Here is a 25,200-nt window from a genome sequence, read left to right on the forward strand (position 1 = left end):
GTTTAAAACAAAAACAATGGGAAATTTAAAACTTAAAGGAAAAGATATATTAAAAATAGGCTATCCAAACAATCAGAGCGTCAACATCGCTTTGGAAGTCATGAAAAGAAATTTTGCAACGAAAAACATTCATCACGTGAAATCTCTTTTAAAGGAAATTCTGACTAATCCGGAAGATTTCGAAAAAGATTTAACCTTCGGACAAATCGCGGAAGCTTTGCTTTCATCCAAGAAAACAGAAAAAAGAATGTTGAATGCCAACCGTACTTCTTTCCAGATTTTCGGGAACAATATTTCGGATGAAGCAAAAAATCAATTATACACAGGATTGAAACTTCCGATTGCATTACAAGGTGCTCTGATGCCCGATGCCCACAGTGGTTACGGACTTCCAATAGGTGGAGTTCTCGCAGTAGAAAATGCAGTAATTCCTTACGGAGTCGGGATGGATATTGGCTGCAGAATGAGCCTCAGTATTTTGGATACTCCTATTTCATATCTGGATGGAGCAAGAGACAAATATGAAAAAGCTCTTGCCGAACATACCAAATTCGGGATGTATGAAACGCATAAATCTCACGTCGATCACGAAATTTTCGACAGAGATACTTTCGACATGATCCCGATTTTGAAAAGATTAAAAGGAAAAGCTATCAAACAAATGGGTAGTTCCGGCGGTGGAAATCATTTTGTGGAATTTGGAGAAGTTGAAATTACGGAAGAAGATGAGCAAATCGGACTTCCAAAAGGAAAATACCTTGGAATTCTTTCTCACAGCGGTTCGCGTGGATTGGGGGCCGAGATCGCTCAATACTATTCAAGAGTTGCAACAGAACAATGTCCGCTACCAAAAGAAGCCCAAAACTTTGCCTGGCTGGATTTGAACACGCATCTCGGTTTAGAATATTGGACGGCGATGAACTTAGCAGGAGATTACGCTTCAGCCTGTCATGATGATATTCACCGAAGATTGGTGAAAGCTGTTGGAGGTAGAGTAAAAGCCCGAATTGAAAATCATCACAATTTTGCTTGGAAAGAAATTCACAACGGAAGAGAAATGATCGTCCATAGAAAAGGTGCAACTCCAGCCAATGAAAATGAATTGGGTATGATTCCCGGATCGATGACTGCAAAAGGTTTCATCGTTCGTGGAAAAGGAAATCCAAATTCGTTGAATTCGGCTTCCCATGGAGCGGGAAGAGCTTTTTCAAGAGGAGAATGTAGAAGCCTTTTCACTCAAAATGACATCAAAAAAGAATTAAAACTCAAAAATGTCACTTTGATGGGCGGAAATACGGAAGAAGCACCGATGGCATACAAAGACATCAACGAGGTCATGAACGCCCAAAGCGAATTGGTAGATATCCTCGGTACTTTTCAACCTAGAATTGTAAGAATGGATAAGTAAATTGGTTGATAGGTTATAGTTGTTGGTTGATGGATTTTGACTGACAACTATAAACCATCAGCAATCAACAAAAATTATAAAAATGGGAGCACCACATAATATAAAAAGATACGGTGAAGTCTGGCCGGAATTTAGAATTCAACACGGACTGGAAATTTTAGAAAAATTAAAAAATAAAGTCATTTTATCAGGAGGATGGGCGTGGCATTTTATGTCTGAAATTGGACATACAGAATATAAACACGCTCACGACCATAAGGATATTGATGTTTTTGTAAAAAAAGAAAATGTTTCTGAAGTTGTTATGATTCTTCAGCGGGAAGGTTTTCAGAAAGTATGGACGCGTTACGATCATTTGCCAAGCGAAGAAAATTTCCGAAGGTATGAGAAAACAATCGAATTAGAAAACGAAAAGTTCCACAGAATAACAATTGATTTCTTTGAAAGAAACGATTTAGAAACCGCAGAAACAAACGGATTTACTGTTGTAAGACCTGATGTTTTACTTTCATTTTACAGTAATATTCATTCGAGTGATAAATGTTGGGCGGTCATGGCTGCAAAAGATTTATTAGAAAAAGGAATTAATCCTGTCGGTCATCCGAGATTAAGTGAAATGCCAAAAATAATTTAAAATGAAAAAGATATACAAACAAGAATATTTCAACTATCACGAAAGTATTCTCGTTATCTGTCCGGATTGCGGAGAAGATGCTGTTGTGAAAAATGAATACAATTACAAACAGGCAACCTTAGAATGCAAACACTGTGATTTGAAAAAGAGCGGACTGGATTTGGTCGTTTATAAAGCAATAATTAAACTTAACTGTCCTATTTGCGGTCATCATATTCATAATGAGCAAGGTAATTTAAAGGAAAAGCCTAAAAATGTACCGGTGAAATGTGATGAGTGTGATTCAAGATTTGATATTCAACCAAAATTTGAGAAATATCTCAATTCTATTTTAAGAGAAGAGGGGTTGATCCATGATAAGGTTTTTGGATGTCCTTATTATTTTCAGGAAGATTTCAAAGGGAAATTATTCTGGGCTAGAAATAAAGAACACCTTTTGGAAATGGAAAATTATGTTTCATCAGATCTTAGAACACGACTGCCTTACAGAATGCGAATGGTAGAAAAATTACCAACATTTATTAAAGAAGCAAAAAACAGAGATGCTATCTTAAAAATTTTACAAAAATGGAAAAACTCATACAAATAACCTCAGGAAGAGGACCTTTAGAATGCCAATGGGTAGTTGCCAAAGTTTTGAAGGTTTTCCTTGAGGAAGCAAAATATAATAATATAGATTACGAAATCATACACCGCGAAAATGGTGATGAAAATCTTACATTGAAATCCGTAACCCTACTTTTAAAAGCAAAAAATTTAAATGAATTTTTAAAAACTTGGCTAGGAAGCATTTGTTGGACAGGGAAAAGTACATTCCGAAAACTGCATAAAAGAAGCAATTGGTTCATCGGTATTTTTGAACTGGAGGGTTTGGAGAAAATAAATTTTAATGAAAAAGATATTCAATTCCAGACAACAAGAAGTCAGGGAAGTGGCGGACAGAATGTAAATAAAGTGAACACAGCTGTTCGCGCGACCCATTTACCAACGGGACAAAGTGTTTTCGTACAAGATACGCGCTCACAATTGGAGAATAAAAAGCTTTCGATTGGACGACTGAAAGAAAAAGTTTTGGAACAGAATATTATTCAACTTCAAAAAAGAATGCAGGAAACATGGAACAATCATTTGCAGGTGCAAAGAGGAAGTCCGATCCGTACATTTTCCGGAACAGATTTTAAAAAGAATTATCAGGAAAAGTCTTTCAAAAAACAAAGAAACGTCCTGAAAAACGAATTAAAAAACTACAAAAATGACCTTAACTAAAAGTAAATATTACTTCGAGGCTCTAGATAATTATCCTTACAGCTTACCAGATTGTCTGGAAGCGCTGAATTATGCGCTGTCCTACGATCCTGAAGATGCAGACAGCCTGTGTTTGATGGGAAGAATCTACAGCGAAATGTTAATCGATTACGAAAAAGCAAAGCTCTATTTTGAAGAAGCAATGCTATGCGATGTGACGAACTTAAATGTTCCACAATATTATATCAAATGTCTTTTGGATAATGAAGATTTCCATGAAGCAGAAAAACTGATCCGATATTCTTTGAAAATTAAAGGGATTGATAAATCAGTTATATGGCTTCATCGATCTTTGCTTTCCGAGAAAAGAGGAAGTCTAAGAAATGCTTTAAAATTTTTAAATGAAGCCGAAAAGTACTGTTTCACATCCTGCAGTCTTGATTCAATAAAAGAACGTAAAAGATTTGTGAAATCTAAAATGCCGAAGAAAAAACGAACTAAAAAGAAAGAGGAGACGAAATAAGTCTCCTTTTTTTGTAAATTTAATAATGGAATTACGGTTTGAACTTAATCAATTACATTTAAAAGAAACATTCTCAATTGCTTATGGAAATTATGATAAAAGAGAAGCATTATTGATAGAATTGTCTCATCAAAACAACAAAGGTTACGGAGAATGCGTTGCGATTGATTATTATCAAATCGATCTTTCGAGTTTTGTTTTAAAATTAAAGGAAATTCAATCTCACATTGAAGCTCAGAAAATTATTCATCCAAAAGAATTTTTCAAAATTTTATTCAGTTTAAATCTTCATCCATTTTTACTTTCTGCGTTGGATTGCGCTTACTGGGATCTTTTCGGGAAACTGGAAAACAAAAGTTTTATTGAATTAAATCAACTTTCTTCCGAAAATTTAGTTGAAAGCTCAATCACAATTTCTGTTGGAGATATTGATAAACAGATTCAAAAAATTGAAAAAAGCAGTTGGAATAAATTCAAAGTAAAATGTAAAGGTTTAAATAAAACTCATATTAAAAAACTTTTAGAATTAAATCGAAATATTGCCTTAGATTCTAATGCAAGTTTTACCGATGAAGATTGTATTTGGCTTCAGGAAAATGCTGAGGTTCAAAAGTTTTCCTATTTAGAACAGCCAAGACCGATTGATCAATATAAATTATTGAACAAAAATGGTTTTGCGAATTGGATGGCAGATGAAGACTGTCAAAATTTAGATTCTTTGGACGAATTAATTCCATATTATAAAAGTATCAATATCAAATTGATGAAATCTGGCGGTTTAACTCCTGCTTTAGAAATGATCAAAAAAGCCCGAGAATTAAACTATAAAATCATGATTGGCTGTATGACAGAATCTACTGTCGGGATTTCCGCAGGTTGCGTTTTTGCAAGCCTTGTGGATTATGCAGATTTAGATGGAGCAAACCTAATTTCAAATGATTATGCGATCGGAAATTTCGTAGAAAACGGTAAAATAATTTTGTCCGGAAAATCGGGATTGGGAATCGAGTTAAAATAAAAAAAGCCTCCAAATGAAGACTTTAAGTGTATATAATTTTAAGAAATTACTTTTTCACGGAAACAACATAATCGTAAACCCATTGATGTTGTTCATCTGTCAACTTCGCTTTTGGAGCCATAGAATTCATAATTCCAACCCATTGAACAGATGTGTGTGCTGTAGGATCTGGTAATTTATGACATCTTGTGCATGAGTTTTCAAAGATTGTTTTTCCCTGAGCGATCTGCTCTGCTGTAGAAGTTGAAGCCATCGGAGCGGTTGCTGTCGTTGCTTTTGGCGTACAAGATGCTAATAAAACAGCAGTGAATGATGCTATGGCGAATATTTTTTTCATGTTTAAACTATTTGATTGAAACAAATGTAGGAAATTCCCTTTTTCATTGATGATACAACGCTTAATTTAGAAGAAATACAAATTAGAAAAGGTGAATGGTGAATTCGTTTCACTTGTCAAGGGTGAATTTTTTAATGCTAAATAATAAAGTGTAATTTAAATAAGATTAAAAAATTCACAAGCAAAGCAAATTCACTATTGACCATTCACCGTTTAATCCTTATTTTTGAACTAATGAAATTTTCTACACAAGAGCTTATAGAAGGAATACGGTCGGGCAATAAACGTTTGATCGCAAAAGCTATTACTTTGGTTGAAAGCAAAAAAGCCGAACACAGAATTCAGGCCGAGGATTTATTAAAACAAATCATGCCTTTCACTGGAAAGTCTGTTCGTGTAGGAATTACAGGTGTTCCTGGAGCAGGAAAATCAACTTTTATAGAAAATTTTGGAAGACTGGCCATTTCTAATGGTAAAAAGGTAGCGGTTTTGGCTATTGATCCAAGCTCTGCCATTAATAAAGGAAGTATTTTGGGTGATAAAACCCGAATGGAAGAACTTTCCAAAGAAGAAAATGCTTTTATCCGACCTTCCCCGAGTTCCGGATTTTTGGGTGGAGTTGCCAACACAACTTTTGAAACGATGATGATCTGCGAAGCGGCGGGCTACGACTATATTTTAATTGAAACCGTTGGAGTAGGACAGTCTGAAGTTTTGGTAGCCGATATTACTGATGTGTTTTTATTTTTAAAAATTATTGGCGGCGGCGATGAACTTCAAGGGATAAAAAGAGGTATCATGGAAATGGTTGACTTAATTTTTATTAATAAAGTAGATCAGGACAATCTTCAAAAAGCAAAAAATACAAGGCTTGAATTAAAAAGAGCGCTAGATTTTATTCCACCCAAAGAAAAAGACTGGAAAATTCCTGTTTTGCTAGGTTCTGCGCTAAATAATGAAGGTTTAGGAGAAATTTATGCTAAAATTGATGAGTTTATCGATTTAAAAAAGAAAACCCAACGCTTTGAAACCGTAAGAACTCAACAAGCCGAAAAACGCTTTGAATATTGGGTTCAGGAATATATTTTAGCGATGATGAAGAAAAGTGATTCCGTAGAAGAAGCTTACCTTGATCATAAAAAAAATGCTTCGACAATGGTTTCAAATCCAAGTACCGAAGCAAAATTATTTGTTGAAAAATTTCTTTCTAAAGATTAATTAAGGTTGATCTTTCACCTCTTCATTTTTTGAAATAAATCCATCGTAAGAAATCGGCTGTCTGTCATTACTTCTCATTGAAGTAAATGCTTTTCCATTTTTATACACTTCTATGATGATTTCATCTACATTATTTACATCGTTAGGTTTGATTTTAATGACCCATTTTCCTTTTTTGTTCTGAGATTTATTCACGGTAAAATCTTTTGAAGTAAATCTGTAACTGTTATCTCCACTATAATTTGCTTTAAATGATCTTCCGAAATAAGGAAGTACAACATCCAAAACATTATTTTTTATTTCAACGGTGTAGTTTCCGTTTAGATCTAAAATTCTCGTTGCGGTAGAATTCGGCATAGAATTCATCACTCGGATAACATCATAATTGGTAGGGTTGGCTCTTTCAGCATGGAATGTAAACTCTTGAGAATTTACCAATGCATCGACTGTTTTGGAATCTGTATCCTGCGCAGAAAAACTCTGGAAGAAAAACAGAAATCCAAAAACGAATATGATTGAAATATACTTTTTCATGATAGTAAAATAATTATTAAATTTATATAGCAAAATGTATGCAAATATATTGTTAAAATATATTTTGGAATAGAAATTGTTAGGCTTGAATTAATAACACTCGAATATATGAAAATAACACATCTATTAGGAATCGGAGCTGTTGCTCTATCGGTTTCAGCTTGTACAACAAACCCTATTACGGGAAGGTCTTCTTTGCAGATCGCAAATAATTCAGAAATTTTAACAATGTCTGCTCAGGAATATAAAACGACATTGTCTAAAGGTAAAGTAATCAGCGGAACAACAGATGCTAAAAGAGTGGTAAGTGTAGGAAGCAGAATTAAAAGTGCTGCAGAAAGATATTACCAAACCATTGGTAGATCTGCAGATCTTGCGAATTACAGTTGGGAATTTAATCTTTTACAAAGTAGCGAACTGAACGCATGGTGTATGCCGGGCGGAAAAGTTGCCGTTTACACAGGGATTTTACCTGTAACTAAAAATGATAACGGTCTTGCTGTTGTAATGGGGCACGAGGTTTCTCACGCATTAGCCGGTCATGGAAATGAAAGAATTTCTCAGGCAATGGTAGCTCAATATGGAGGTTCTATTTTAGGTGGAACAATTTCTAACTCTCAATGGGCTGGAATCTTTGAAAAGGTTTATCCAATTGGTTCTCAGGTTGCTTTATTGAAGTATGGAAGAAATCAGGAATCGGAGGCAGATGAAATGGGATTATATTTAATGTCGATGGCAGGATATGACCCAAGAGAAGCCGTTCCTTTCTGGAATAGAATGGAATCTGCATCTACTGGAGGCAGACAGCCAGAGTTTTTATCAACTCACCCGAATCCTGAAACAAGAATTTCAGATATTAATAAAGATCTGCCAAAAGCTTTAGAATATTATAAGGCTGCGGGAGGAAAAATTTAATTAAGATAGAATTTTAATCTTGAATAAGACCTTATTAAATTTTTAGTAAATTTGGTAAGGCTTTTTAATTTAATCACTTAAACACAATATTATGAAGAGTTTATCAATTACAGGACTTATACTTTTGGCAGTCTCCACATTGCTGTTTTATCTTACAACCGATTTTACTGTTGAAAAAATAGGGCTTCCACACATCATGGGAGTGATGGCAGGAGTTGGTATTGGTTTAATAATTGGCGGAATGGTTGGTTATGTAAGTAAAGGAAGTGCCATCAAAGCTGATCAAAAGAAAAAAGAATTCAAACAATTACAAAAAGATAAAGAAGATCTCGAAAAGCAGGCTGCAGATATTGCAAAACGTGAAGCGGAACTTCAGGCTCAAAATAATAATCCTCAAATTTAAAATTTGAGGATTATTTATAATTGTTATTTTCGAATCAATTAAAATTTATAACCTACACCCACCATAAATAAGTTGGGTCTGTTATCATATCTGATTTCTTCTCCAGATACTTTATTGATGAAGTTTCTGCTATCCTTACCGAATGCACCTTCATATTTTGCGTTTACAATTAATTTCTTGATTTCAAGCTGAGCTCCGAATTGGTAACCAACCGTGAAATTATCTCTCGCATTTTCTGAGAAATCATTGTAAGTATCTTCTTTGCTCAAGTTATAGCTTGCAACAGGCCCGATAAATACACCCAACATATCTCCAACTACTTTGTGGCCTACAAGAACCGGTAAATCGATACGGTTGTTTTTAATATCAAAAGTTGTATTAGAAACAGGATCTGTAAATTCGTTTTTAAAAGTGGTGTAATATAATTCCGGCATTAGGAAAAATGACATTGGAAGACTTGCTTTCAATGAAAGCCCAATGTTGAATCCTACATTATTTTTACCTGTATTTTCTATTGCAGCATTGGCTGTGTTAGAAATGTTTTTCCAAGAAGGCGAACCCGTTGGAAAGATTAAATTTGCCTTACCTGCAAGCGAAATCTGTGCAGTTGCAAACATAGAAAACCCTATTAATGCTATACTAAATACCTTTTTCATTATCGTCTAGTTTAGTTATTGTATTCTCAATAGTTTTATGATTTTCGAGTAAATACTCTCTCAATTCTTTAAATAGTTCTGATGAATAAACGAAGTCAATAAGGTTTTTATTGCCCGCTGTGATCAGCACGTCTTTATTTCCTTCCCATTCTTTGATTCCTAATCTCAGATAAACGATCTTTTCACCAATCGTCATTACAGAGTTCATATCGTGGGTGTTGATAATGGTCGTCGTGTTGTATTCTTTGGTGATTTCGAGCAAAAGATCATCAATTACATTAGATGTATAAGGATCTAATCCTGAGTTGGGTTCATCACAAAATAAATATTTCGGGTGATTTACAATTGCTCTTGCAATCGCAACCCTTTTTTGCATACCTCCGGAAATTTCAGATGGAAATTTTCTGTTGGCTTTATCTAAATGTACCCTTCCGATTACCTCAAAAACCCTTCTTTTTTTCTCTCTGAAAGTTAGGTTCGTGAACATATCCAAAGGAAACATAATATTTTCTTCTACTGTTAAAGAGTCAAACAAGGCACTTCCCTGGAATAAAGTTCCGATTTCAGAACGTAAATGCTGTTTTTCTTCTCTGTTCATCACATTAATGTCTCTTCCGTCGAAAAGGATTTCTCCTGATGAAGGTTGATAAACATTCAATAAACTTTTAAGGAAAACTGTTTTTCCGGAACCACTCTGTCCAATAATTAAGTTGACTTTTCCTTTATCAAAAGTGGTTGTAATACCTTTAAGTACTTCAACTTCTTCAAAACTTTTCTTAAGATTTTTTACCTCAATCATTAGCTTAATACTAATTGGGTTAATACTAATTCTGAAAGGATAATGAAAACCATCGTCCAAACCACGGCCTGCGTACTTGCTCTACCTACTTCTAATGAGCCTCCTTTTACGTTATATCCGAAATAAGAAGGGACTGTTGCAATGATAAAAGCAAAAACAATTGTTTTTAAAAATGCATAGAAGATAAATAAATTAGGCATAAACATTTGTATACCAGTTATATAATCGGCTTTTGTCCAGTTTCCTGTTAAAACTCCTGCAAGATATCCTCCGCCAATACCAAAAACGATACTGATGGCAATAAGGAGTGGATTAAAAATAACGCAAGCAAGTATTTTAGGAAGTATCAAAAAGTTAGGTGAATTTACTCCCATAATATCTAATGCGTCGATTTGTTCTGAAACCCTCATTGTTCCAATACTGGAAGCAATATATGAGCCAACTTTTCCTGCAAGAATCAGACTGATAATGGTAGGTGAAAATTCTAAAACCAATACTGCTTTCGTTGCATATCCTACAAATGCAGGTGGAATTGGGAAAGATGAAGAGTGGAAGTTATTATACATCTGAATGGCAACTACTGCCCCTACGAATATAGATGTGAAGATAACCAACCCAAAAGAGTTGACTCCTAAATCATTAATTTCCCTCATGAACAGCTTCCAGAAAACCCTCATTTTCTGAGGCTTCTGCACGGATTTACCCATGAGGATAATGTATTCTCCTATCGCTGAAAAAAACTTTTTTAACATTCTGCTAAATTAGACTTTTTTATTTAATTAGATTAAGGTTGAAGTTAAGTCTAAAGCTCTGTTTAATGTTAAAATTAAAACTATTTAAGCTCCATATTAGCCTTAACCTAAATTCTTATTTTGCATTTTTATCCCCTGTGATCACCAGTAAAACGGTTTTTAAAATGATGACCATATCTAAGACAAAACTCCAGTTTCTAACGTAAAAGGCATCTGCCAGAATACGTTTATTCATTTCTACCTCTTTATCACCCGAATCTCCACGGAGACCGTTTACCTGTGCAAGACCTGTAATTCCGGGGCTTACCATGCTTCTTAAACTGTATCTTCCGATCTTCGGTTTATAATAATTATCAACAGCAAGCATGTGGGGTCTTGGCCCTACGATTGACATTTCGCCTTTCAATACGTTGATGAACTGTGGCATTTCGTCAAGACTTGTTTTCCTTAAAAATTTACCGATTTTCGTAATTCTGGAATCATTTTCCTCCGTTGTTTTAGTGGAAGATTCCTCATTAACAATCATGGTTCGAAATTTAATACAATTAAAAACCTCTTCATGAAAGCCATATCGTTTCTGCAAAAATAAGACCGGACCTTTAGATGTACTCTTTATTAATATAGCAATGATGGGAAATAGCCACGAACAGATGAAAATTAATATAAAAAACGAAAAAGTAATATCAAAAATCCTTTTCAATAAATGATTCGAATAATAATCTAAAGGATATCTAGCCTGATTTAATACGGGCTGAGTCTGAATATACGCCAGATCATAAAGGAAAAAATCATTTTGTGTGATACTCGGAACCAATGAAATGTGAACTTTATTAGCTTCTGCCAATCGGAATATTTCATCTTCAGTTTTTTCATCAAAAGAGTTTTCTGATGGAAAAAATAAAGTATGTATTCCATGGTTTTTCCAGAATTCTACCAACTCAAAAGAATTGATTTCAGCTTTATCGTATTCAAAAATTTTGTAACCGTAATCTTTTCTTTCGCTGAATATATTTTTTAATATTTCCGTAGAACTGTTTTCATTCAGGAACATTATATTTCTATAATTAATACCCAAACTTCGGAAGTATTTGATTCCGAAATAGATAAGGGATTTAGCAAGAAATATAAAGAAAAACAGATAAAAAGAAAGCCAATAAATATCAGAATTAAAAAATACGTTGTAGCTTACCTTTCCTATCAATAAAACTCCAAGAATAAACAGTAAAAAGTGAATTAAGAGCCGCTCAAGAAATAAAGTATACGTTAAGTTTCTCGGAATGTTATAAATTTTTGTTCTGCCGCTCAACAGCATCCAGAACATAAATAATAAGGCTAGAGAAAAAATATTTTGATACCAGGTTTCCTGATTGTACTTTAAATTTTCATTTCTGCTGACAAAAAAGAATACGAAAACAGACGCTATAACCAAAAGGTCTAGCAAGATAATTATCGATTTTAAATATCTAGAATATCGAATTCTTTGCATCTATCGGCTTTTATAACGGATACGAAGAGCTAAATTACGCTTTTTTTATGGTATATTAAGATATTTATGAGTCTGAACTGACGCCTGCCATTCCGGATGCTCTAAAATAAAATCTGTAATTTTAGGATACATCTCATCGCGTTTGCTCCATTCGCTTTGAAGATATAATCTACAGTTTGCTGAAACTTTTGCAGCTTGTTCTTCTGCAAATTTAAGATCGTTGTTATTGAAAACGATTACTTTAAGTTCACTTGCCTTTTCATAAATTTCCTCTTTCGGAAGTCCCGTTTTCTTAGGTGAAAGCGTGATCCAGTCGATATGTCCGCTCATAGGATAGGCTCCCGAAGTTTCGATATGAATGGTGCATCCCAATTCTTTCAATTTAGATGTTAAAATATCAAGATTCCACATTAATGGCTCACCGCCTGTTAAAACAACGGTTTTACAATGTTTGGCAGCTGTTTCTGCAATTTCTTCTGCATTCATTAGCGGATGCAAAGTTGGGTCCCAACTTTCTTTTACATCACACCAATGACACCCGACGTCGCAACCACCCAATCTAATGAAGTATGATGCTTTTCCCGTGTGTGCTCCTTCTCCCTGAAGAGTGTAAAAATGCTCCATCACAGGGAGCATTTTACCTTCTTTTAATAAAATATCTTCTTCTTTATTCATTTTAAAATTAGTCGTTATAGACTGAAGTCTTATAAGCAATGATGGTGTTTTTCATCAACATCGCTCTTGTCATAGGTCCAACTCCTCCCGGAACCGGCGTAATCCAGCTTGCTTTTTCTGCACAGCTGTCGAAATCTACATCACCAGCCAAATAATATCCTTTTGGAGAATCATTATCTACTCTTGTGATTCCTACGTCAACAATTACTGCTCCATCTTTGATCATTTCACCTTTTAAGAAATGAGGATCTCCTAAAGCTGTAATTACGATGTCTGCTTTTTTAGTATATTCTTCAATGTCTTTTGTGTAAGAGTGTGTAAGCGTAACCGTTGAGTTTCCCGGGAAATCTTTTCTTCCCATCAAAATACTCATTGGTCTTCCTACAATTTTACTTCTTCCGATAATGACACAGTCTTTTCCTTTTGTTTCGATATTGTATCTTTCTAATAAAGTCAAGATCCCGAATGGAGTAGCTGGTAAGAAAGTATCCATTTCCAAAGCCATTTTCCCGAAATTGGTAGGGTGGAAACCGTCAACATCTTTCCTTGGATCGATCGCGTTAATTATTTTCTCCTGATCAACCTGATCGGGTAAAGGCAACTGAACGATAAATCCGTCTACAGATTTATCTTTATTAAGTTCCTCAATTTTTTCCAATAATTCAGATTCAGAAACCGTGCTTGGAAATTTAACTAAGCTAGATTGAAAACCAACTTCTTCGCAATCTTTCACTTTAGCATTTACATACGCCTTGCTAGCTCCGTTGTTTCCAACAAGAATTGCAACCAAGTGCGGAGCTCTTCTTTTGCTTGCAATGATTTTATCAACTTCAACCTTGATTTCTGCTTTTATTTCTTTGGATACTTTTAATCCGTCAAGAATTTGTGCCATTTTACTTTTTATTACTTTATTAGATTTTTAAGGATATTTCTCTGGATTCTGATGAGTGCAGAATACGGATAGTATGTAAATTATTTTTTCTTCTTCATTAATTTCATAAAATATGATGTAAGGAAACTTCTTTACAGGAAGAGCTCTCACATTTTTAAACCTTTTTTGAAAATAAGGGCTGCTTACAATTCTGCTTATCGAAAGATCTAATTGTTTATTAAAATTCTTTAAAACTTTCAATGAAATATTAGCATAATAATCTGTTGCCTCTTCAATATTTTCTTCCGCAATAGGTAAAAATTTAAAACTAAAGTCCATATTTAGATCTAATTCTTTTCAAAGATTCTTTTCCATCTACTGCTTTTGATTTATCTTGCTTTAAAGCGACTTCTATAGCTTCAACCATTTCATCGGTCATTTGAAAATCATCCTCATTTTTTTCAAAGCTGATCTTCATTTTTTTCAAAAAAGTTTCCACAAAGGTCTCTTCTTCCTTATTGCTTAGGTTAATGATAATCTGTGTCATATTTTTTATTTTTTATTAAAATTAATGAAAAACTACAACAGTTATTTGTTTGATTTATAATAATTAATCAACCCATTTGTTGAAGAGTCATGAGAGCTAATTGCTTCATTATTTTCAAGTTCCGGTAAGATTTTATTTGCTAAAACTTTTCCTAATTCAACTCCAAATTGGTCAAAACTGAAAATATTCCAGATAACTCCCTGAACAAATATTTTATGCTCGTACAATGCAATTAATTGTCCTAATGCAAATGGAGTTAATTCATTGAAAATAATAGAGTTAGTAGGGGTGTTTCCTTGGAAGACTTTATAATTTAGCAAGAAATCAATTTCTTCATCAGATTTTCCTGCGTTTTTTAATTCTTCTTCAACTTCTTCTTCTGTTTTTCCGAAGGCAAGTGCTTCAGTCTGAGCGAAAAAGTTAGCTAATAATTTATCCTGATGATCAGAAACTTTATTTGGGCTTTTCGCATACGCAATAAAATCTGCAGGAATTAATTCTGTTCCCTGGTGAATCAATTGATAGAAAGCGTGTTGTCCGTTTGTTCCAGGTTCGCCCCAAATAATTGGCCCAGTTTCATATTCTACGAATTCACCGTTTCTGTCAACACATTTTCCATTACTTTCCATATCTCCCTGTTGAAGATAGGCTGCAAATCTGTCTAAATATTGAGAGTAGGGAAGAATTGCATACGTTGTTGCCGCATAGAAATTACGATACCAAATTCCCATTAATCCCATCAAAACAGGAATGTTTTCAGCAAAATCTGCAGTCTGGAAATGTTGATCTGTATCAGATGCTCCTTTTAATAATTGTTCGAAGTTTTCATATCCAACTGAAAGAACGATACTTAAACCGATCGCACTCCAAAGTGAATATCTTCCGCCAACCCAATCCCAGAATTCGAAGATGTTCTCTTCTGCTATTCCAAAGTCTTTAACTACTTGAACATTAGTTGATAAAGCTACAAAGTGTTTGGCCACATCTTCCTGTTTTCCAGCTTTTAAGAACCAATCTTTTGCTGAATTTGCATTCGTCATTGTCTCCTGAGTCGTAAAGGTTTTAGAAGCAATGATAAATAAAGTTGTTTCGGGATTTAAGTTCTTTACAACTTCTGCGATATGATTTCCGTCTACGTTTGAAACGAAATGAACGTCTAATCTCGTTTTAAAATGCTTTAAAGCCGAAACCACCATTACAGGTCCCAAATCTGAGCCTCCGATTCCGATATTCACAACATCAGTGATTTCTTTTCCGCTGAAACCTTTATGTGATCCTGAAATAATGCTTTCAGAGAAAGATTTCATGTGATCCAAAACTCTTTTGATCTGTGGTTTGATGTTTTCACCGTCAACCAAAATTTCTTTATCAGAAAAATCCCTCAAAGCTGTATGCAAAACTGCTCTTCCTTCTGTTTCGTTGATTTTATCTCCTGAAAACATCTTAGAAATAGCACCTTTTAACTGACATTCTTCTGCTAAATTTAATAAAAGTTCTTTCGTTCTTGAATCAATTAAGTTTTTAGAATAATCAAAAAGAAAATTGTCTTTTTTTAATGAAAACTCTTCAAAACGGTTCGAATTGTATTGAAAAAGGCTTCTTAATTCGAAATCATTTCCTGCAAAGTGTTCGTCAAGAGCTTTCCAGCTGTTTGTTTGTGTAGGATTTATTTTTGATAACATATATTTCTTAGGGATTTAGATTATTAATTCTAGAAATTAATTTTTTGAATAAAAATTTCTAAAAAATTTGGTGTTGTTAAATTTCTAATTTGCAAATTTAAGGAAAAATAAAACCTCAGATAAATTTGAGCGTTATAAATAACAATTTTTTAAAAAACAAACCCCAGATCAAGTCTGAGGTTTCATGGTTATTATTTTTTGAAAGATGAATTGTAAAATTATTCGTCTATTTCGTTCAATATGTTTTCGAGTTGTTTGGCACTTTTTCCGTAGAAATATTTTGTCCATAAAACAATACTTGCTACAATCGCGATAGTTCCTATGAGAACGCTCAGTATCAAAACCTGCTGATAATGGCTTGACATATTTTCTAAAGACGCTCCTTTTTTCTCCAACATATTATAAAGCACCAGTCCTAATGTGATCATAAAATGAGGAAGAAGGAGAAATCCGAAAGATTGGTATCTTTCCATGTTTAGTTTCAATTCATGATATATTTTCCAGAGGCTGTTTTGGGTATTTCCGGTATACAATTCGGTCTGCTTATAAAATTTATAAAATCCGAAAAAGTAATAAGAAGATATTACCACAAGCATGGCGTAAGAGGTATAATAAATAACATGTTGTGAAGCAGGGAAATCTAATTGTTGTGGAAAGAATCCGAGAAGAATGATGGCAATAATCTGAAATGGAAATTCCATTTTCATACTTTTTTGGATCTTTTCAATAGGATGTTTGCTCTTTTTTAGCTGTTCTATATTGTTGGGAATGTTGACGCTATTGGCGTCTTCATTATTCCACTGTTCTTTTAATTTATCAAAATTCATAGCCTGATTTTTTTATGATTTGCTGTATTTTTTCTTTGGTTCTGTTCAGTTTTACACGGGCATTGCCTTCACTAAGTCCTAAGTTGTCCCCGATTTCTTTATGCGACATACCTTCCATAAAATAAAATATAATAGCTTTTTCTAAAGGTTTAAGTTCTTGAACCGCAGCGTAAAAAACTTCCAATTGCTTGTCTTTTGCAGGATTGTAATCTTCGTTTTGGACTTCAAAGTGATCGGGCACATCCGTTTGATTGTTTGTCCGCTTTTTTTCTTTTTTTAAATAAGTAATGGCGGTGTTAATGGCTACGCGGTACATCCAGGTTGAAAATTCACTATTCCCCTTGAAGTTCTGATAAGATTTCCAAAGTTGGATAAGAATTTCCTGCTGAAGATCTTCCCGGTCTTCCAAAGAATCTGCATAGATGCGCGAGGCCTTATACAAAATGCCTTTGTGCTTGTTGACGAGATTTAAAAAAGCAGTTTCGGTTGGATTGCTCACAATGTTTTCACGGTTTGGTTGTATGTTAAAGGCTTGATACTGGTTTCAAGGTATATCCTTTCGATTTTAAAAGCTGGATTACTCCGTTTTTACCCATAAGATGAGCACCTCCTACTGCAAAGAACGAACTTTCTTTTTTCATAATTTCCGGCATTTTTTCTGCCCAGTTATTATTTCTGTCCGTAAGCATGGCTTTTTCCTGTTTGGCATTCATTATTTTGTCATTCTTAAAGTGTGTGTAAAGAGATGTTACATCTTCATTTTTAAATGCAACTACCATTTTCTTAAGAAGGATTTCATATTCTTTTCCCATTTTTAACTGCTCAATGACAGCTTTCAAATCATAAGCTTTATTGATGGATGTAAATTGCTCTTCTACTTTTTCAAGTCCGTAGACTTTCTTTTTACTTTTAATAGCATTTTTAAGAAGTTCTATTTCATAAAATTTCATTTCAGTTTGAGGACACGGTGTAGATTTCAATGCAATAAGTGAATACAAACCTTGTGAACTTGAATTATCCATTTTCTTTAAATCTGTTCCATAATCGTTGAGGATCTTGTTTAATTCCTTTGCTTCTGCAGGAGTAAGCTGATCTGATAGTTTCTTATCCGTCTGATACATTTTCTGCATGGCTGCCATTTCAGCAGGATCTGTATAATTAACCTCCATGACGAAATTATCAGATTTTTCAAGAGCTTTCATAACTTTCGATTTTATCTCAAAATCCGAACTACACAGTGTATGAAACGTTCCTGCAATATAAGAAGGTTTTGTGAGCCCGTTCCCTGAAATTTCCCAAAGTGTACTGTTTTCTGGGTTGCTGTTTTGCGCTTTTGCTGTTGTGAAGGTTGCTGATAATAATACTGCGAACCCAAGTTTTACTAAATTTTTCATATGATTAAGTTTTTAATTATTTACTCTTTAAACAGTAGGTAAGGGCAGTATTATAATCGTTACAGTTTTTTTTTGAAAAAAATAAAAAACCTCCTGGAATGGAGGTTTGTAAAATCTAAAATTATGTTGATAACCATAATGGTTAGGATAGTTTTAATTAAATCTGATTAGGCTTTTTAAAATATTTTCTTTTTCTCAACAAATAAATAATAGCTGCTGCGATCAATAAAATGGGCCAAATGGTAATTAATCCCACCGCAATTCTTTGAATTAAATAAAAACCTTCCACAAAAGCATTTTTTGCATCATAAATGAAATTGAATTTATATTTATTGTCAATATTTTGAGTGTTGGTAACAGCGATTTCTGCAATTCTAAGTTTAGGTTCTTTAATATAGATGTCAACCGTGCTGTATTTCAAATTATCAGCTACATTCATATTTGCCAATTGCTGTTGATTATTTTCAGACATATTATCGTCGTCTAAGTTCACTTTGTCTTTATTGGCTTTTAATTGAGAAATATTTTCACTGCTTTTCTTTATTCTTTTTCCTTCCAGTTCAGCGTATTTGATTCCGGCAGTTACATCTTCTGCATTGATAATTCTTGAGTTTAAGAACAATTTTTTATCATTAATTAAAGTCAAAAGTTCGCCCAATTTATCAGTCGGAACACGAACCTGCATCGTATTTTCAGTCTGAAATTTTTTAACCAACATCGCATCATTGCTTGAAGTATTATAGGTGTCTTCTGAAACAACATTACTCTGCAAATTACTTTTTGTAACAAATCCGCCAAGTTCCTGAATAGATTTTTCAATGGAAATTGTTGCTTCATAGACGTCTTTCACTTCCATATTAACCTCTGCAGTTTTGATGAATTGTTTGTCTTTCACTTTCATGGTTGCAGCAGACGAAACGCTGTCTGAAACCACAATTACCGCGGAATCTGCTGTCCCTTCAAGCTCATATTTACTTGCTGTAGCTTCTCCTTTTTTGCATGAATAAATTCCTAATAAAAGAACTGTTGCTAATGATAATTTGATGTAAGTAGTTTTCATAAGTAGATTTTTTAATGTTTTTGCTTATTCCAAAGTTCAGACTGAATCGTTTGTAATGTTTGAAAATCGCGAGTAAAAAATTTGTAAAGCGAAAAGTTGATTTAATTAATTATAAATCAGTGTTTTGTAAAATAAATAAAGCTGAATGAGTTATTTTTCGGATTGATTTTTGCATATTTTTTACAAATCAAAACCACACGATAACTATGTCTAATACTTTTTCCAAAATCAGAAACACGATAGAATTATTCAGATCAATAGATTTTGATCAGCTGAGTGCTATTTCTCAAAAGGTAGATTTGCCGAAATTGATGCAAAGCTTCTCAAAATTAGATGATAAACAATTGGGAGGATTGATGAAAATGCTCGATCCAAATAAGAAAAAGAAAGAACTTCCTCCAATTGACGGAGATTTCTACGATATTTATCACACTTTGACGCCTGAACAACGAGAAATTCAGCTTAAAGTAAGGGCTTTCATGGAAAAAGAAGTGAAGCCTTTGGTAAATCATTATTGGCTTAGAGACGAATTTCCTCATGAATTAATCCCAAAATTTCAAAAATTGAATATTTGCGGTGTAACCTACGAAGGTTATGGCTGTCCCGGAATGCCATTTTTAATGGAAGGAGTTATTGCGATGGAAATGGCGAGAATTGATGCTTCTATTGCTACATTTTTTGGAGTTCAATCCGGCTTGGCGATGGGTTCCATTTATATCTGTGGATCTGAAGAACAAAAGCAAAAATGGCTCCCACAAATGCAAAAATTCGAAAAGATTGGAGCATTTGGTTTAACAGAACCTGAAGTCGGTTCCGGAGCAGCAGGTGGTTTAACGGTAACCTGCAAAAAAACTCTTGAAGGCTGGATTTTAAATGGACAGAAAAAATGGATCGGGAACGCAACATTTGCCGATTTAATCATTATTTGGGCAAGAGATTTAGACGATGGTGAAGTGAAAGGTTTTATTGTTGAAAAAGACAATCCTGGCTATGCTGTTGAGAAAATTAAAGGGAAAATGGCGTTGAGAATCGTTCAAAACGGATTAATTACGCTAACAAATTGTCTAGTTACCGAAGAAAACAGACTACAAAATGCGAATTCATTTAAAGATACAGGAAAGGTATTAAGAATGACCAGAGCTGGAGTGGCTTGGATGGCAACAGGTTGCGCGAGAGGAGCTTACGAAAGTGCTTTAGCTTACACAAGAATGAGAGAACAATTCGGAAAGCCGATTGCTTCTTTTCAAATGATTCAGGGACATTTAGTTGAAATGTTATCTAATCTTACCGCAATGCAAACGATGGTTTTCAGGTTATCTGAAATGCAAGATGAAGGTATTTTAAAGGATGAACATGCTTCTTTAGCCAAAGTTTTCTGTACGCTGAGAACAAGAGATATCGTTTCCAGAGCGAGAGAAGTTCTGGGTGGAAACGGAATTTTGCTTGAATATGATGTTGCGAGATTTGTTGCTGATGCAGAAGCAATTTATTCTTACGAAGGAACAAAAGAGATCAATTCACTGATTGTCGGAAGATCGATTACGGGGTTCAGTGCATTTGTATAAAATGTGAATGGTGAATAGTCAATTCGCTTTGCTTGTCAATTTTAAAAATTCACTTGCGGAGCGAATTGACTATTCACCATTCACAATTTTCAGCTTACTAAAGCTTTATATTTTTCTTTGCTATCAATAATGATCCAAAGATTGATTAAAAATAAAACGACAGAGATTGTAATTCCTTGTGAAGATGGGGTTCTACAAACGTTGTGTAAAAGTATTCCGACCATTACAGGTAGAATTACGATTGCACCTAAAGCTCTTGTTTTTGGAAAGATAAATAATAATCCTCCGATAACTTCTACGGCACCAACTAAAGGCATTAGCCATCCGATTTCTCCGAATGCTGCAAAAAGCTTTGTCTGATCAGCTGTAAGGGGTGGCATTGGCATGTGGTGTAAAAACTTGTCGAGACCAGCATTAATAAACATAAGTCCGAAAAGCAGACATAGAATAAATTTTACGATTTTCATAATTAATGGATTTTTATCAAATGTAAATAAAATTCTTATTCGTTAAGTGGTTTGAAATAAATTTAATAAAATTCTCTTTTTGATGAAATATTTTTCTTTAATAATAGGTTATTTTATATATTTGTTACACAAGTTATAATTAAACAAATATTATTATGTTGAAAAATCTTAAAAAACTAAATCGTGGAGATTTAAAAGAAATTAACGGAGGTGGTCGTATCTGCGATATAGGTCCTGTAGGGTGTCCTTGCATAATTCCTCCTGGAGACCCTTGTCTTGGTGGAGGTGGTGGCCCTGGTGGTCCGGTTGATCCCCCTCTTGGATACTGTCCGGACAGCCAGAATTACATTCCTTGTACTGAAAGTTGTCCAAATGGAATGAGTCCTCTTTGCGCTCTATAATAAAAAATAAAAGCCCTCAATTTGAGGGCTTAATTATTATAGTTGGTGTAGATTACTCATATTTTAATCCATTTCTTTCAAAGTAATATTCTTTGATATTTTATAGCTCTTCTTCTTTTTGTGAGGTTTTTCTTCTTCACCCAATAATTTTCCCCAAGGTTTTAATCCATCGACTCTTTCAAATATAATTTTAATAATGGCAATAGCCGGAATGCAAAGAAACATCCCCGCAATACCCCAAAGATGTTCTCCCAGAAGAATTCCGAGAAAAGAAAACAACGCATTGATTTTGACTTTTGAACCTACGACAAACGGTAAAATAATATTTCCGTCAACAATATGTACGGCAACATAACCTATCAAAACGTATATACAAGTAGATGGAGTAGAAGTTGCAAAAGCTATAAAACACGATATCAGTAAGGAAATACATACTCCCAAATAAGGAATAACATTTAATAATCCGGTTAATACTCCCAAAAGAATAGCATACTTTACCCCTAAAATAGTAAGAAGGATTGAAGTAAGGATGGATACAATAAATACCTGCAGACAAAGCCCGATAATGTATTTCTTTGTCATAACTCGTACTTCGTTCACCACTTCCTGCACGCTTGCTTTATGTTTTTCATTAAAAACTGTAACGATGAAATTGTTTAAAATCCTTCTATAATTTAATATAAAAATGAAGAAAAGAATAAAAAACACAATAAAGCCAAGTCCGGTTGAAAATATTCCAAAAGTAAAGCCTAAAATAACGCCGGATGAAGATAAAAGTTTGCTTAAACCTTGATTTATATAATCTAGCTGCTCATCAATTTTAACATGAAAAGTATCTGAAACCCAGTTTTGAAGACTATTAAAAACAGTATTAAACTGCATTCTCAAATGCGGAAGATCTTTGCTGAAACTTGATAATTGTGATCCGAAAAAGTAAATAAGCCCTGTTAAAATCGTTAACATGATCATTACAGAAGCCATTGTTGATACGGTTCTTGGAAATCTCAATTTTGTTTCCATTAAATTTGCGATCGGTAAAAAGAGCATCGCCATCAAAAATGCTAAAAAGAAAGGAGCTAAAATACTCTGACCTAATGCCAAAAGATATCCAAGTCCGATGATTGAAATAACAACCAAAGTAAGCTTAACAAGGAAAGGGAGTTTAAGAAAATTCATAATTCAAAATCTGTAGCATAAAAATACTAAAACCCTCCGACTTGATGGCCTTTTTTCACTTAATTAACTAAATTTCTATTTGAAAATGGCGAAAATAAAACACGTCCCAAAGATTTGAGACGTGTTTTTTATGTATTGAGAAGTTGATTGTGAAATTTTACTTTTCAAGGGCAATTTCTACCACTTCTTCCATTCTGTTTACGTAATGTACGTTTAGATTTTTAAGATAATCTTTCTTGATTTCCTCAACATCTTTTCTGTTGGCTTCGCAAAGAATAACATCTTTAATTCCTGCTCTGGTTGCGGCAAGAAGCTTTTCTTTGATTCCGCCTACAGGAAGAACTTTTCCTCTAAGCGTAATTTCTCCCGTCATGGCAAGATGTGGTTTTACCTTTTTATTTTTAAAAGAAGAAACCATTGAAGTCAGCATTGCGATTCCCGCAGAAGGTCCATCTTTTGGAGTAGCTCCCTCGGGTACGTGAACGTGGATGTTTTTCTTTTCGATATCTTCTTGAGAAATTCCCAGTTCATCGTGTTTTGCTTTAATATATTCCAAAGCAATAGTTGCAGATTCTTTCATTACCGTTCCCAAGTTACCCGTCATGGTTAAAGCACCTTTTCCATTGCTTAAAATGCTTTCAATGAATAAGATATCTCCGCCAACGCTTGTCCATGCAAGACCAGTTACAACTCCCGGAACATCTGTTAATTCAGATAAACTTTTCGGTCTTGGAACTCCTAAAATTTCATCTACTTTTTCAAGCGAAATTTTAGAGTCATATTCTTTCACCAAAGCGGTTTGTAAAGCAACCCAACGAGCGATGGAAGCAAGTCTTTTTTCTAAAGATCTTACACCACTTTCAGAAGTATGTGCTTCAACGATATGTTTTAATTCAGGATTTCCAAGTTTGAAAGATTTTGCCGTCAAACCGTTTTCTTCCTGTTGTTTTTTAATTAAATGTCTCTTAGCGATCTCAATTTTCTCCTCCAAAGTATAACCGGCAATTTGGATGATCTCCATTCTGTCCAACAACGGAGTTTGAATGGTTGATAATGAGTTGGCTGTTGCAATAAACATTACTTTAGACAAATCGTAACCCATTTCTAAGAAATTATCATAGAAAGCTTTATTTTGCTCAGGATCAAGAACTTCAAGAAGTGCAGAACTTGGATCTCCGTGGATTCCTTTTCCAACTTTGTCAATCTCGTCCAACACAATCACAGGATTTGATGTTCCTGCTTTTTTGATGGATTGAAGAATTCTTCCTGCCATCGCTCCGATGTACGTTTTTCTGTGTCCACGGATTTCGCTTTCGTCATGAAGTCCACCCAAAGAAACACGAACGTATTTTCTTCCCAAAGCATCAGCAACGGACTTTCCTAGCGAAGTTTTACCAACTCCGGGAGGTCCTACCAATAATAAAATTGGAGATTTCATGTTGTTTTTCAATTTTAAAACAGCCATGTGCTCTAAAATTCTTTTTTTAATATCTTCAAGTCCGAAATGAGCTTTATCTAAGATCTTTTCAGCTTTTTCAATATCAAAAGTATCTTTGGTAAAGGTATCCCAAGGCAAGTCTGTAAAGAAATCTAAATAATTTCTCTGAACATTATAATCCGGCGAATTTGGGTTTTGTCTTTGTAATCGGTTGATTTCCTTTTGGAAATGCTCTTCAACTTCGGCATTCCATTTCTTCGTGCTTGCTTTTGCAATCAAATCTTCAACATCACTTTCCGGTCCGCCACCCAACTCTTCCTGAATTGTTCTAATCTGTTGATTTAGAAAGTATTCCTTCTGTTGTTTGTCAAGATCTTTTGATGTTTTTTGATGAATCTGATTTCTTAATTCTAATTTTCTGAAATCTTCATGCATCATTTCATAGCACTTGTTGGCTCTTTCCATTAAGTTTTTCTCTTCAAGCAGACTTTGCTTTGCACTTGATGGAAAATTAGCGTTCGTACAGATGAAATTTAAAAGATCATCATTATTATTGATGTTTTTTATAGCGAAATTGGCTGCATTAGGAATATTCGGGTCAAGCTCGATAATTTTTAACGCTAAATCTTTAACATTTTCCAATAAAGCTTCATATTCTTCCTTATTCTTAGCTTTTCCATCCTTTAATTTTGAAATTTCAGCCTTGAAATAAGGTTGAGTTTCAAGAATTTTTTTAATCTTAAATCTATGGAAACCCTTAGTAATAGCCGTAATATTACCTTCAGGAAGTTTTATTATTTTAATGATTTTTGCTAAAGTTCCTGTGTGATACAGATCTTTTTCTGTAGGTTGCTCAATATCTGAATTTTTCTGACTTACAATGCCAATAAAATCTCCGTTTATTTGTGCTTCTTCAAGGAGTTGAATAGATGCTTTTCTTCCTGCAGTAATAGGAATTACCACATTAGGGAACATCACCATATTTCTTACAGGAAGGATAGGGAATATCTTTTGTTCTGAATTTTTTTCAGTCTCCGCAAGATCAGAAAGATTGATTTCCTCAGCTACAATATCAAATCCGTCACTTATCATTTCCTCTAAACTTATATCTTCAAATTCTGTCATAGTTAATCGAATGACAAATTGTCATTTCCGTTTTAAATCGTTAA

The 25,200-nt window shown here is 34.1% G+C and carries 29 protein-coding genes; 11 read left to right on the plus strand and 18 right to left on the minus strand.

Translation table 11 applies throughout. The features are described from left to right. Positions 1 to 16: 16 nt before the first annotated feature. From SB689_RS10015 to SB689_RS10040, 6 genes are all read left to right on the plus strand, one after another. On the plus strand, positions 17 to 1,408 hold the full coding sequence (locus tag SB689_RS10015; RefSeq protein ID WP_410691982.1) for an RtcB family protein: 1,392 nt from the start codon (positions 17 to 19) through the stop codon (positions 1,406 to 1,408). Between the two features lie 82 nt (positions 1,409 to 1,490). After that, the gene (locus SB689_RS10020) at positions 1,491 to 2,042 is read left to right on the plus strand and encodes a hypothetical protein (RefSeq protein ID WP_410691984.1); all 552 of its coding nucleotides are present in this window, start codon (positions 1,491 to 1,493) and stop codon (positions 2,040 to 2,042) included. Position 2,043: 1 nt separating this feature from the next. Further along, positions 2,044 to 2,631: a hypothetical protein gene (locus SB689_RS10025; RefSeq protein WP_410691986.1), complete on the plus strand. Its 588-nt coding sequence runs from the start codon at positions 2,044 to 2,046 to the stop codon at positions 2,629 to 2,631. After that, on the plus strand, positions 2,610 to 3,308 hold the full coding sequence (gene prfH / locus SB689_RS10030; RefSeq protein WP_410691988.1) for a peptide chain release factor H: 699 nt from the start codon (positions 2,610 to 2,612) through the stop codon (positions 3,306 to 3,308). The genes SB689_RS10025 and prfH overlap by 22 nt, the downstream gene beginning before the upstream one ends. Beyond that, entirely contained in the window at positions 3,295 to 3,810 is a 516-nt protein-coding gene (locus tag SB689_RS10035) for a tetratricopeptide repeat protein (protein WP_410691990.1), read from the plus strand. The genes prfH and SB689_RS10035 overlap by 14 nt, the downstream gene beginning before the upstream one ends. A gap of 25 nt (positions 3,811 to 3,835) precedes the next feature. After that, the gene (locus SB689_RS10040; RefSeq protein ID WP_410691991.1) at positions 3,836 to 4,828 is read left to right on the plus strand and encodes an enolase C-terminal domain-like protein; all 993 of its coding nucleotides are present in this window, start codon (positions 3,836 to 3,838) and stop codon (positions 4,826 to 4,828) included. A gap of 46 nt (positions 4,829 to 4,874) precedes the next feature. Here the strand turns inward: SB689_RS10040 and SB689_RS10045 are convergent, their stop codons facing one another. Then, positions 4,875 to 5,165, minus strand: a complete 291-nt coding sequence (locus tag SB689_RS10045) for a c-type cytochrome (protein WP_410691992.1) — start codon at positions 5,163 to 5,165, stop codon at positions 4,875 to 4,877. Positions 5,166 to 5,399: 234 nt separating this feature from the next. On the opposite strand from SB689_RS10045, the gene meaB reads away from it, so the two are divergent. Next, complete coding sequence (gene meaB / locus SB689_RS10050; protein ID WP_410691993.1) at positions 5,400 to 6,383, plus strand: methylmalonyl Co-A mutase-associated GTPase MeaB; 984 nt, start codon at positions 5,400 to 5,402, stop codon at positions 6,381 to 6,383. Here meaB and SB689_RS10055 read toward each other — a convergent pair whose 3' ends face one another. Further along, entirely contained in the window at positions 6,384 to 6,917 is a 534-nt protein-coding gene (locus SB689_RS10055) for a DUF4251 domain-containing protein (protein ID WP_410691995.1), read from the minus strand. Positions 6,918 to 7,025: 108 nt separating this feature from the next. On the opposite strand from SB689_RS10055, the gene SB689_RS10060 reads away from it, so the two are divergent. Together SB689_RS10060 and SB689_RS10065 are read left to right on the plus strand one after the other, a co-directional pair. Beyond that, entirely contained in the window at positions 7,026 to 7,832 is an 807-nt protein-coding gene (locus SB689_RS10060) for a M48 family metallopeptidase (protein WP_410691996.1), read from the plus strand. Positions 7,833 to 7,923: 91 nt separating this feature from the next. Beyond that, a complete protein-coding gene (locus SB689_RS10065) occupies positions 7,924 to 8,235 on the plus strand; it encodes a hypothetical protein (protein ID WP_066754352.1) in 312 nt (103 codons plus the stop codon). A 38-nt stretch (positions 8,236 to 8,273) separates the two neighbouring features. On the opposite strand, the gene SB689_RS10070 is transcribed toward SB689_RS10065, so the two are convergent. The 13 genes from SB689_RS10070 to SB689_RS10130 form a co-directional block, all read right to left on the minus strand. Continuing rightward, entirely contained in the window at positions 8,274 to 8,891 is a 618-nt protein-coding gene (locus SB689_RS10070; RefSeq protein ID WP_066754354.1) for an outer membrane beta-barrel protein, read from the minus strand. Then, positions 8,875 to 9,690 (minus strand): ABC transporter ATP-binding protein, encoded by an 816-nt coding sequence (locus SB689_RS10075; RefSeq protein WP_410691997.1) that lies wholly within the window; start codon positions 9,688 to 9,690, stop codon positions 8,875 to 8,877. Before SB689_RS10075 ends, SB689_RS10070 begins: the two co-directional genes overlap by 17 nt. Beyond that, a complete protein-coding gene (locus SB689_RS10080) occupies positions 9,690 to 10,442 on the minus strand; it encodes an MlaE family ABC transporter permease (protein WP_066754358.1) in 753 nt (250 codons plus the stop codon). Before SB689_RS10080 ends, SB689_RS10075 begins: the two co-directional genes overlap by 1 nt. A gap of 115 nt (positions 10,443 to 10,557) precedes the next feature. Then, positions 10,558 to 11,928, minus strand: coding sequence for an exopolysaccharide biosynthesis polyprenyl glycosylphosphotransferase (locus SB689_RS10085; protein WP_410691998.1), 1,371 nt, complete (start codon positions 11,926 to 11,928; stop codon positions 10,558 to 10,560). Positions 11,929 to 11,973: 45 nt separating this feature from the next. After that, positions 11,974 to 12,603, minus strand: a complete 630-nt coding sequence (locus tag SB689_RS10090; protein ID WP_066754362.1) for a 7-carboxy-7-deazaguanine synthase QueE — start codon at positions 12,601 to 12,603, stop codon at positions 11,974 to 11,976. 7 nt (positions 12,604 to 12,610) lie between these two features. After that, positions 12,611 to 13,495 carry a bifunctional 5,10-methylenetetrahydrofolate dehydrogenase/5,10-methenyltetrahydrofolate cyclohydrolase gene (locus SB689_RS10095; RefSeq protein WP_066754366.1) on the minus strand — a complete coding sequence of 295 codons (885 nt, stop codon included), beginning with the start codon at positions 13,493 to 13,495 and terminating at the stop codon, positions 12,611 to 12,613. 27 nt (positions 13,496 to 13,522) lie between these two features. Further along, complete coding sequence (locus SB689_RS10100) at positions 13,523 to 13,813, minus strand: type II toxin-antitoxin system RelE/ParE family toxin (protein WP_410692000.1); 291 nt, start codon at positions 13,811 to 13,813, stop codon at positions 13,523 to 13,525. Continuing rightward, on the minus strand, positions 13,803 to 14,021 hold the full coding sequence (locus tag SB689_RS10105) for a hypothetical protein (RefSeq protein WP_410692001.1): 219 nt from the start codon (positions 14,019 to 14,021) through the stop codon (positions 13,803 to 13,805). The genes SB689_RS10100 and SB689_RS10105 overlap by 11 nt, the downstream gene beginning before the upstream one ends. A gap of 41 nt (positions 14,022 to 14,062) precedes the next feature. Beyond that, complete coding sequence (pgi, locus tag SB689_RS10110) at positions 14,063 to 15,703, minus strand: glucose-6-phosphate isomerase (RefSeq protein ID WP_410692002.1); 1,641 nt, start codon at positions 15,701 to 15,703, stop codon at positions 14,063 to 14,065. A 218-nt stretch (positions 15,704 to 15,921) separates the two neighbouring features. Continuing rightward, positions 15,922 to 16,530 (minus strand): hypothetical protein, encoded by a 609-nt coding sequence (locus SB689_RS10115; protein ID WP_410692003.1) that lies wholly within the window; start codon positions 16,528 to 16,530, stop codon positions 15,922 to 15,924. Next, on the minus strand, positions 16,520 to 17,029 hold the full coding sequence (locus tag SB689_RS10120; protein ID WP_410692004.1) for an RNA polymerase sigma factor: 510 nt from the start codon (positions 17,027 to 17,029) through the stop codon (positions 16,520 to 16,522). The genes SB689_RS10115 and SB689_RS10120 overlap by 11 nt, the downstream gene beginning before the upstream one ends. Positions 17,030 to 17,054: 25 nt before the next feature. Beyond that, complete coding sequence (locus tag SB689_RS10125; protein WP_410692005.1) at positions 17,055 to 17,924, minus strand: TraB/GumN family protein; 870 nt, start codon at positions 17,922 to 17,924, stop codon at positions 17,055 to 17,057. Positions 17,925 to 18,081: 157 nt separating this feature from the next. Continuing rightward, complete coding sequence (locus SB689_RS10130; RefSeq protein ID WP_410692006.1) at positions 18,082 to 18,984, minus strand: DUF4349 domain-containing protein; 903 nt, start codon at positions 18,982 to 18,984, stop codon at positions 18,082 to 18,084. Between the two features lie 206 nt (positions 18,985 to 19,190). Between SB689_RS10130 and SB689_RS10135 the strand changes: the two genes are divergently transcribed. Beyond that, on the plus strand, positions 19,191 to 20,549 hold the full coding sequence (locus SB689_RS10135) for an acyl-CoA dehydrogenase family protein (RefSeq protein ID WP_410692007.1): 1,359 nt from the start codon (positions 19,191 to 19,193) through the stop codon (positions 20,547 to 20,549). 89 nt (positions 20,550 to 20,638) lie between these two features. Here the strand turns inward: SB689_RS10135 and SB689_RS10140 are convergent, their stop codons facing one another. Continuing rightward, positions 20,639 to 21,016 carry a MauE/DoxX family redox-associated membrane protein gene (locus tag SB689_RS10140; RefSeq protein ID WP_410692008.1) on the minus strand — a complete coding sequence of 126 codons (378 nt, stop codon included), beginning with the start codon at positions 21,014 to 21,016 and terminating at the stop codon, positions 20,639 to 20,641. Between the two features lie 155 nt (positions 21,017 to 21,171). Here SB689_RS10140 and SB689_RS10145 point away from each other — a divergent pair, with 155 nt between their 5' ends. Continuing rightward, on the plus strand, positions 21,172 to 21,417 hold the full coding sequence (locus SB689_RS10145) for a bacteriocin-like protein (protein ID WP_066754385.1): 246 nt from the start codon (positions 21,172 to 21,174) through the stop codon (positions 21,415 to 21,417). 63 nt (positions 21,418 to 21,480) lie between these two features. On the opposite strand, the gene SB689_RS10150 is transcribed toward SB689_RS10145, so the two are convergent. Together SB689_RS10150 and lon are read right to left on the minus strand one after the other, a co-directional pair. Next, positions 21,481 to 22,593: an AI-2E family transporter gene (locus SB689_RS10150; protein WP_410692009.1), complete on the minus strand. Its 1,113-nt coding sequence runs from the start codon at positions 22,591 to 22,593 to the stop codon at positions 21,481 to 21,483. Positions 22,594 to 22,750: 157 nt separating this feature from the next. Beyond that, complete coding sequence (gene lon / locus SB689_RS10155; protein ID WP_410692010.1) at positions 22,751 to 25,156, minus strand: endopeptidase La; 2,406 nt, start codon at positions 25,154 to 25,156, stop codon at positions 22,751 to 22,753. Between the last annotated feature and the right edge of the window lie 44 nt (positions 25,157 to 25,200).

The organism is Chryseobacterium sp. SIMBA_038, assembly GCF_046535115.1.
Classification (GTDB): Bacteria; Bacteroidota; Bacteroidia; order Flavobacteriales; family Weeksellaceae; genus Chryseobacterium.

Coding starts and splice junctions, on each gene's coding strand:
- SB689_RS10015 (WP_410691982.1), top strand. CDS start 17: ATGGGAAATTTAAAACTTAAAGGAAAAGATATATTAAAAATAGGCTAT.
- SB689_RS10020 (WP_410691984.1), top strand. CDS start 1,491: ATGGGAGCACCACATAATATAAAAAGATACGGTGAAGTCTGGCCGGAA.
- SB689_RS10025 (WP_410691986.1), top strand. CDS start 2,044: ATGAAAAAGATATACAAACAAGAATATTTCAACTATCACGAAAGTATT.
- prfH (WP_410691988.1), top strand. CDS start 2,610: ATGGAAAAACTCATACAAATAACCTCAGGAAGAGGACCTTTAGAATGC.
- SB689_RS10035 (WP_410691990.1), top strand. CDS start 3,295: ATGACCTTAACTAAAAGTAAATATTACTTCGAGGCTCTAGATAATTAT.
- SB689_RS10040 (WP_410691991.1), top strand. CDS start 3,836: ATGGAATTACGGTTTGAACTTAATCAATTACATTTAAAAGAAACATTC.
- SB689_RS10045 (WP_410691992.1), bottom strand. CDS start 5,165: ATGAAAAAAATATTCGCCATAGCATCATTCACTGCTGTTTTATTAGCA.
- meaB (WP_410691993.1), top strand. CDS start 5,400: ATGAAATTTTCTACACAAGAGCTTATAGAAGGAATACGGTCGGGCAAT.
- SB689_RS10055 (WP_410691995.1), bottom strand. CDS start 6,917: ATGAAAAAGTATATTTCAATCATATTCGTTTTTGGATTTCTGTTTTTC.
- SB689_RS10060 (WP_410691996.1), top strand. CDS start 7,026: ATGAAAATAACACATCTATTAGGAATCGGAGCTGTTGCTCTATCGGTT.
- SB689_RS10065 (WP_066754352.1), top strand. CDS start 7,924: ATGAAGAGTTTATCAATTACAGGACTTATACTTTTGGCAGTCTCCACA.
- SB689_RS10070 (WP_066754354.1), bottom strand. CDS start 8,891: ATGAAAAAGGTATTTAGTATAGCATTAATAGGGTTTTCTATGTTTGCA.
- SB689_RS10075 (WP_410691997.1), bottom strand. CDS start 9,690: ATGATTGAGGTAAAAAATCTTAAGAAAAGTTTTGAAGAAGTTGAAGTA.
- SB689_RS10080 (WP_066754358.1), bottom strand. CDS start 10,442: ATGTTAAAAAAGTTTTTTTCAGCGATAGGAGAATACATTATCCTCATG.
- SB689_RS10085 (WP_410691998.1), bottom strand. CDS start 11,928: ATGCAAAGAATTCGATATTCTAGATATTTAAAATCGATAATTATCTTG.
- SB689_RS10090 (WP_066754362.1), bottom strand. CDS start 12,603: ATGAATAAAGAAGAAGATATTTTATTAAAAGAAGGTAAAATGCTCCCT.
- SB689_RS10095 (WP_066754366.1), bottom strand. CDS start 13,495: ATGGCACAAATTCTTGACGGATTAAAAGTATCCAAAGAAATAAAAGCA.
- SB689_RS10100 (WP_410692000.1), bottom strand. CDS start 13,813: ATGGACTTTAGTTTTAAATTTTTACCTATTGCGGAAGAAAATATTGAA.
- SB689_RS10105 (WP_410692001.1), bottom strand. CDS start 14,021: ATGACACAGATTATCATTAACCTAAGCAATAAGGAAGAAGAGACCTTT.
- pgi (WP_410692002.1), bottom strand. CDS start 15,703: ATGTTATCAAAAATAAATCCTACACAAACAAACAGCTGGAAAGCTCTT.
- SB689_RS10115 (WP_410692003.1), bottom strand. CDS start 16,530: ATGAATTTTGATAAATTAAAAGAACAGTGGAATAATGAAGACGCCAAT.
- SB689_RS10125 (WP_410692005.1), bottom strand. CDS start 17,924: ATGAAAAATTTAGTAAAACTTGGGTTCGCAGTATTATTATCAGCAACC.
- SB689_RS10130 (WP_410692006.1), bottom strand. CDS start 18,984: ATGAAAACTACTTACATCAAATTATCATTAGCAACAGTTCTTTTATTA.
- SB689_RS10135 (WP_410692007.1), top strand. CDS start 19,191: ATGTCTAATACTTTTTCCAAAATCAGAAACACGATAGAATTATTCAGA.
- SB689_RS10140 (WP_410692008.1), bottom strand. CDS start 21,016: ATGAAAATCGTAAAATTTATTCTATGTCTGCTTTTCGGACTTATGTTT.
- SB689_RS10145 (WP_066754385.1), top strand. CDS start 21,172: ATGTTGAAAAATCTTAAAAAACTAAATCGTGGAGATTTAAAAGAAATT.
- SB689_RS10150 (WP_410692009.1), bottom strand. CDS start 22,593: ATGAATTTTCTTAAACTCCCTTTCCTTGTTAAGCTTACTTTGGTTGTT.
- lon (WP_410692010.1), bottom strand. CDS start 25,156: ATGACAGAATTTGAAGATATAAGTTTAGAGGAAATGATAAGTGACGGA.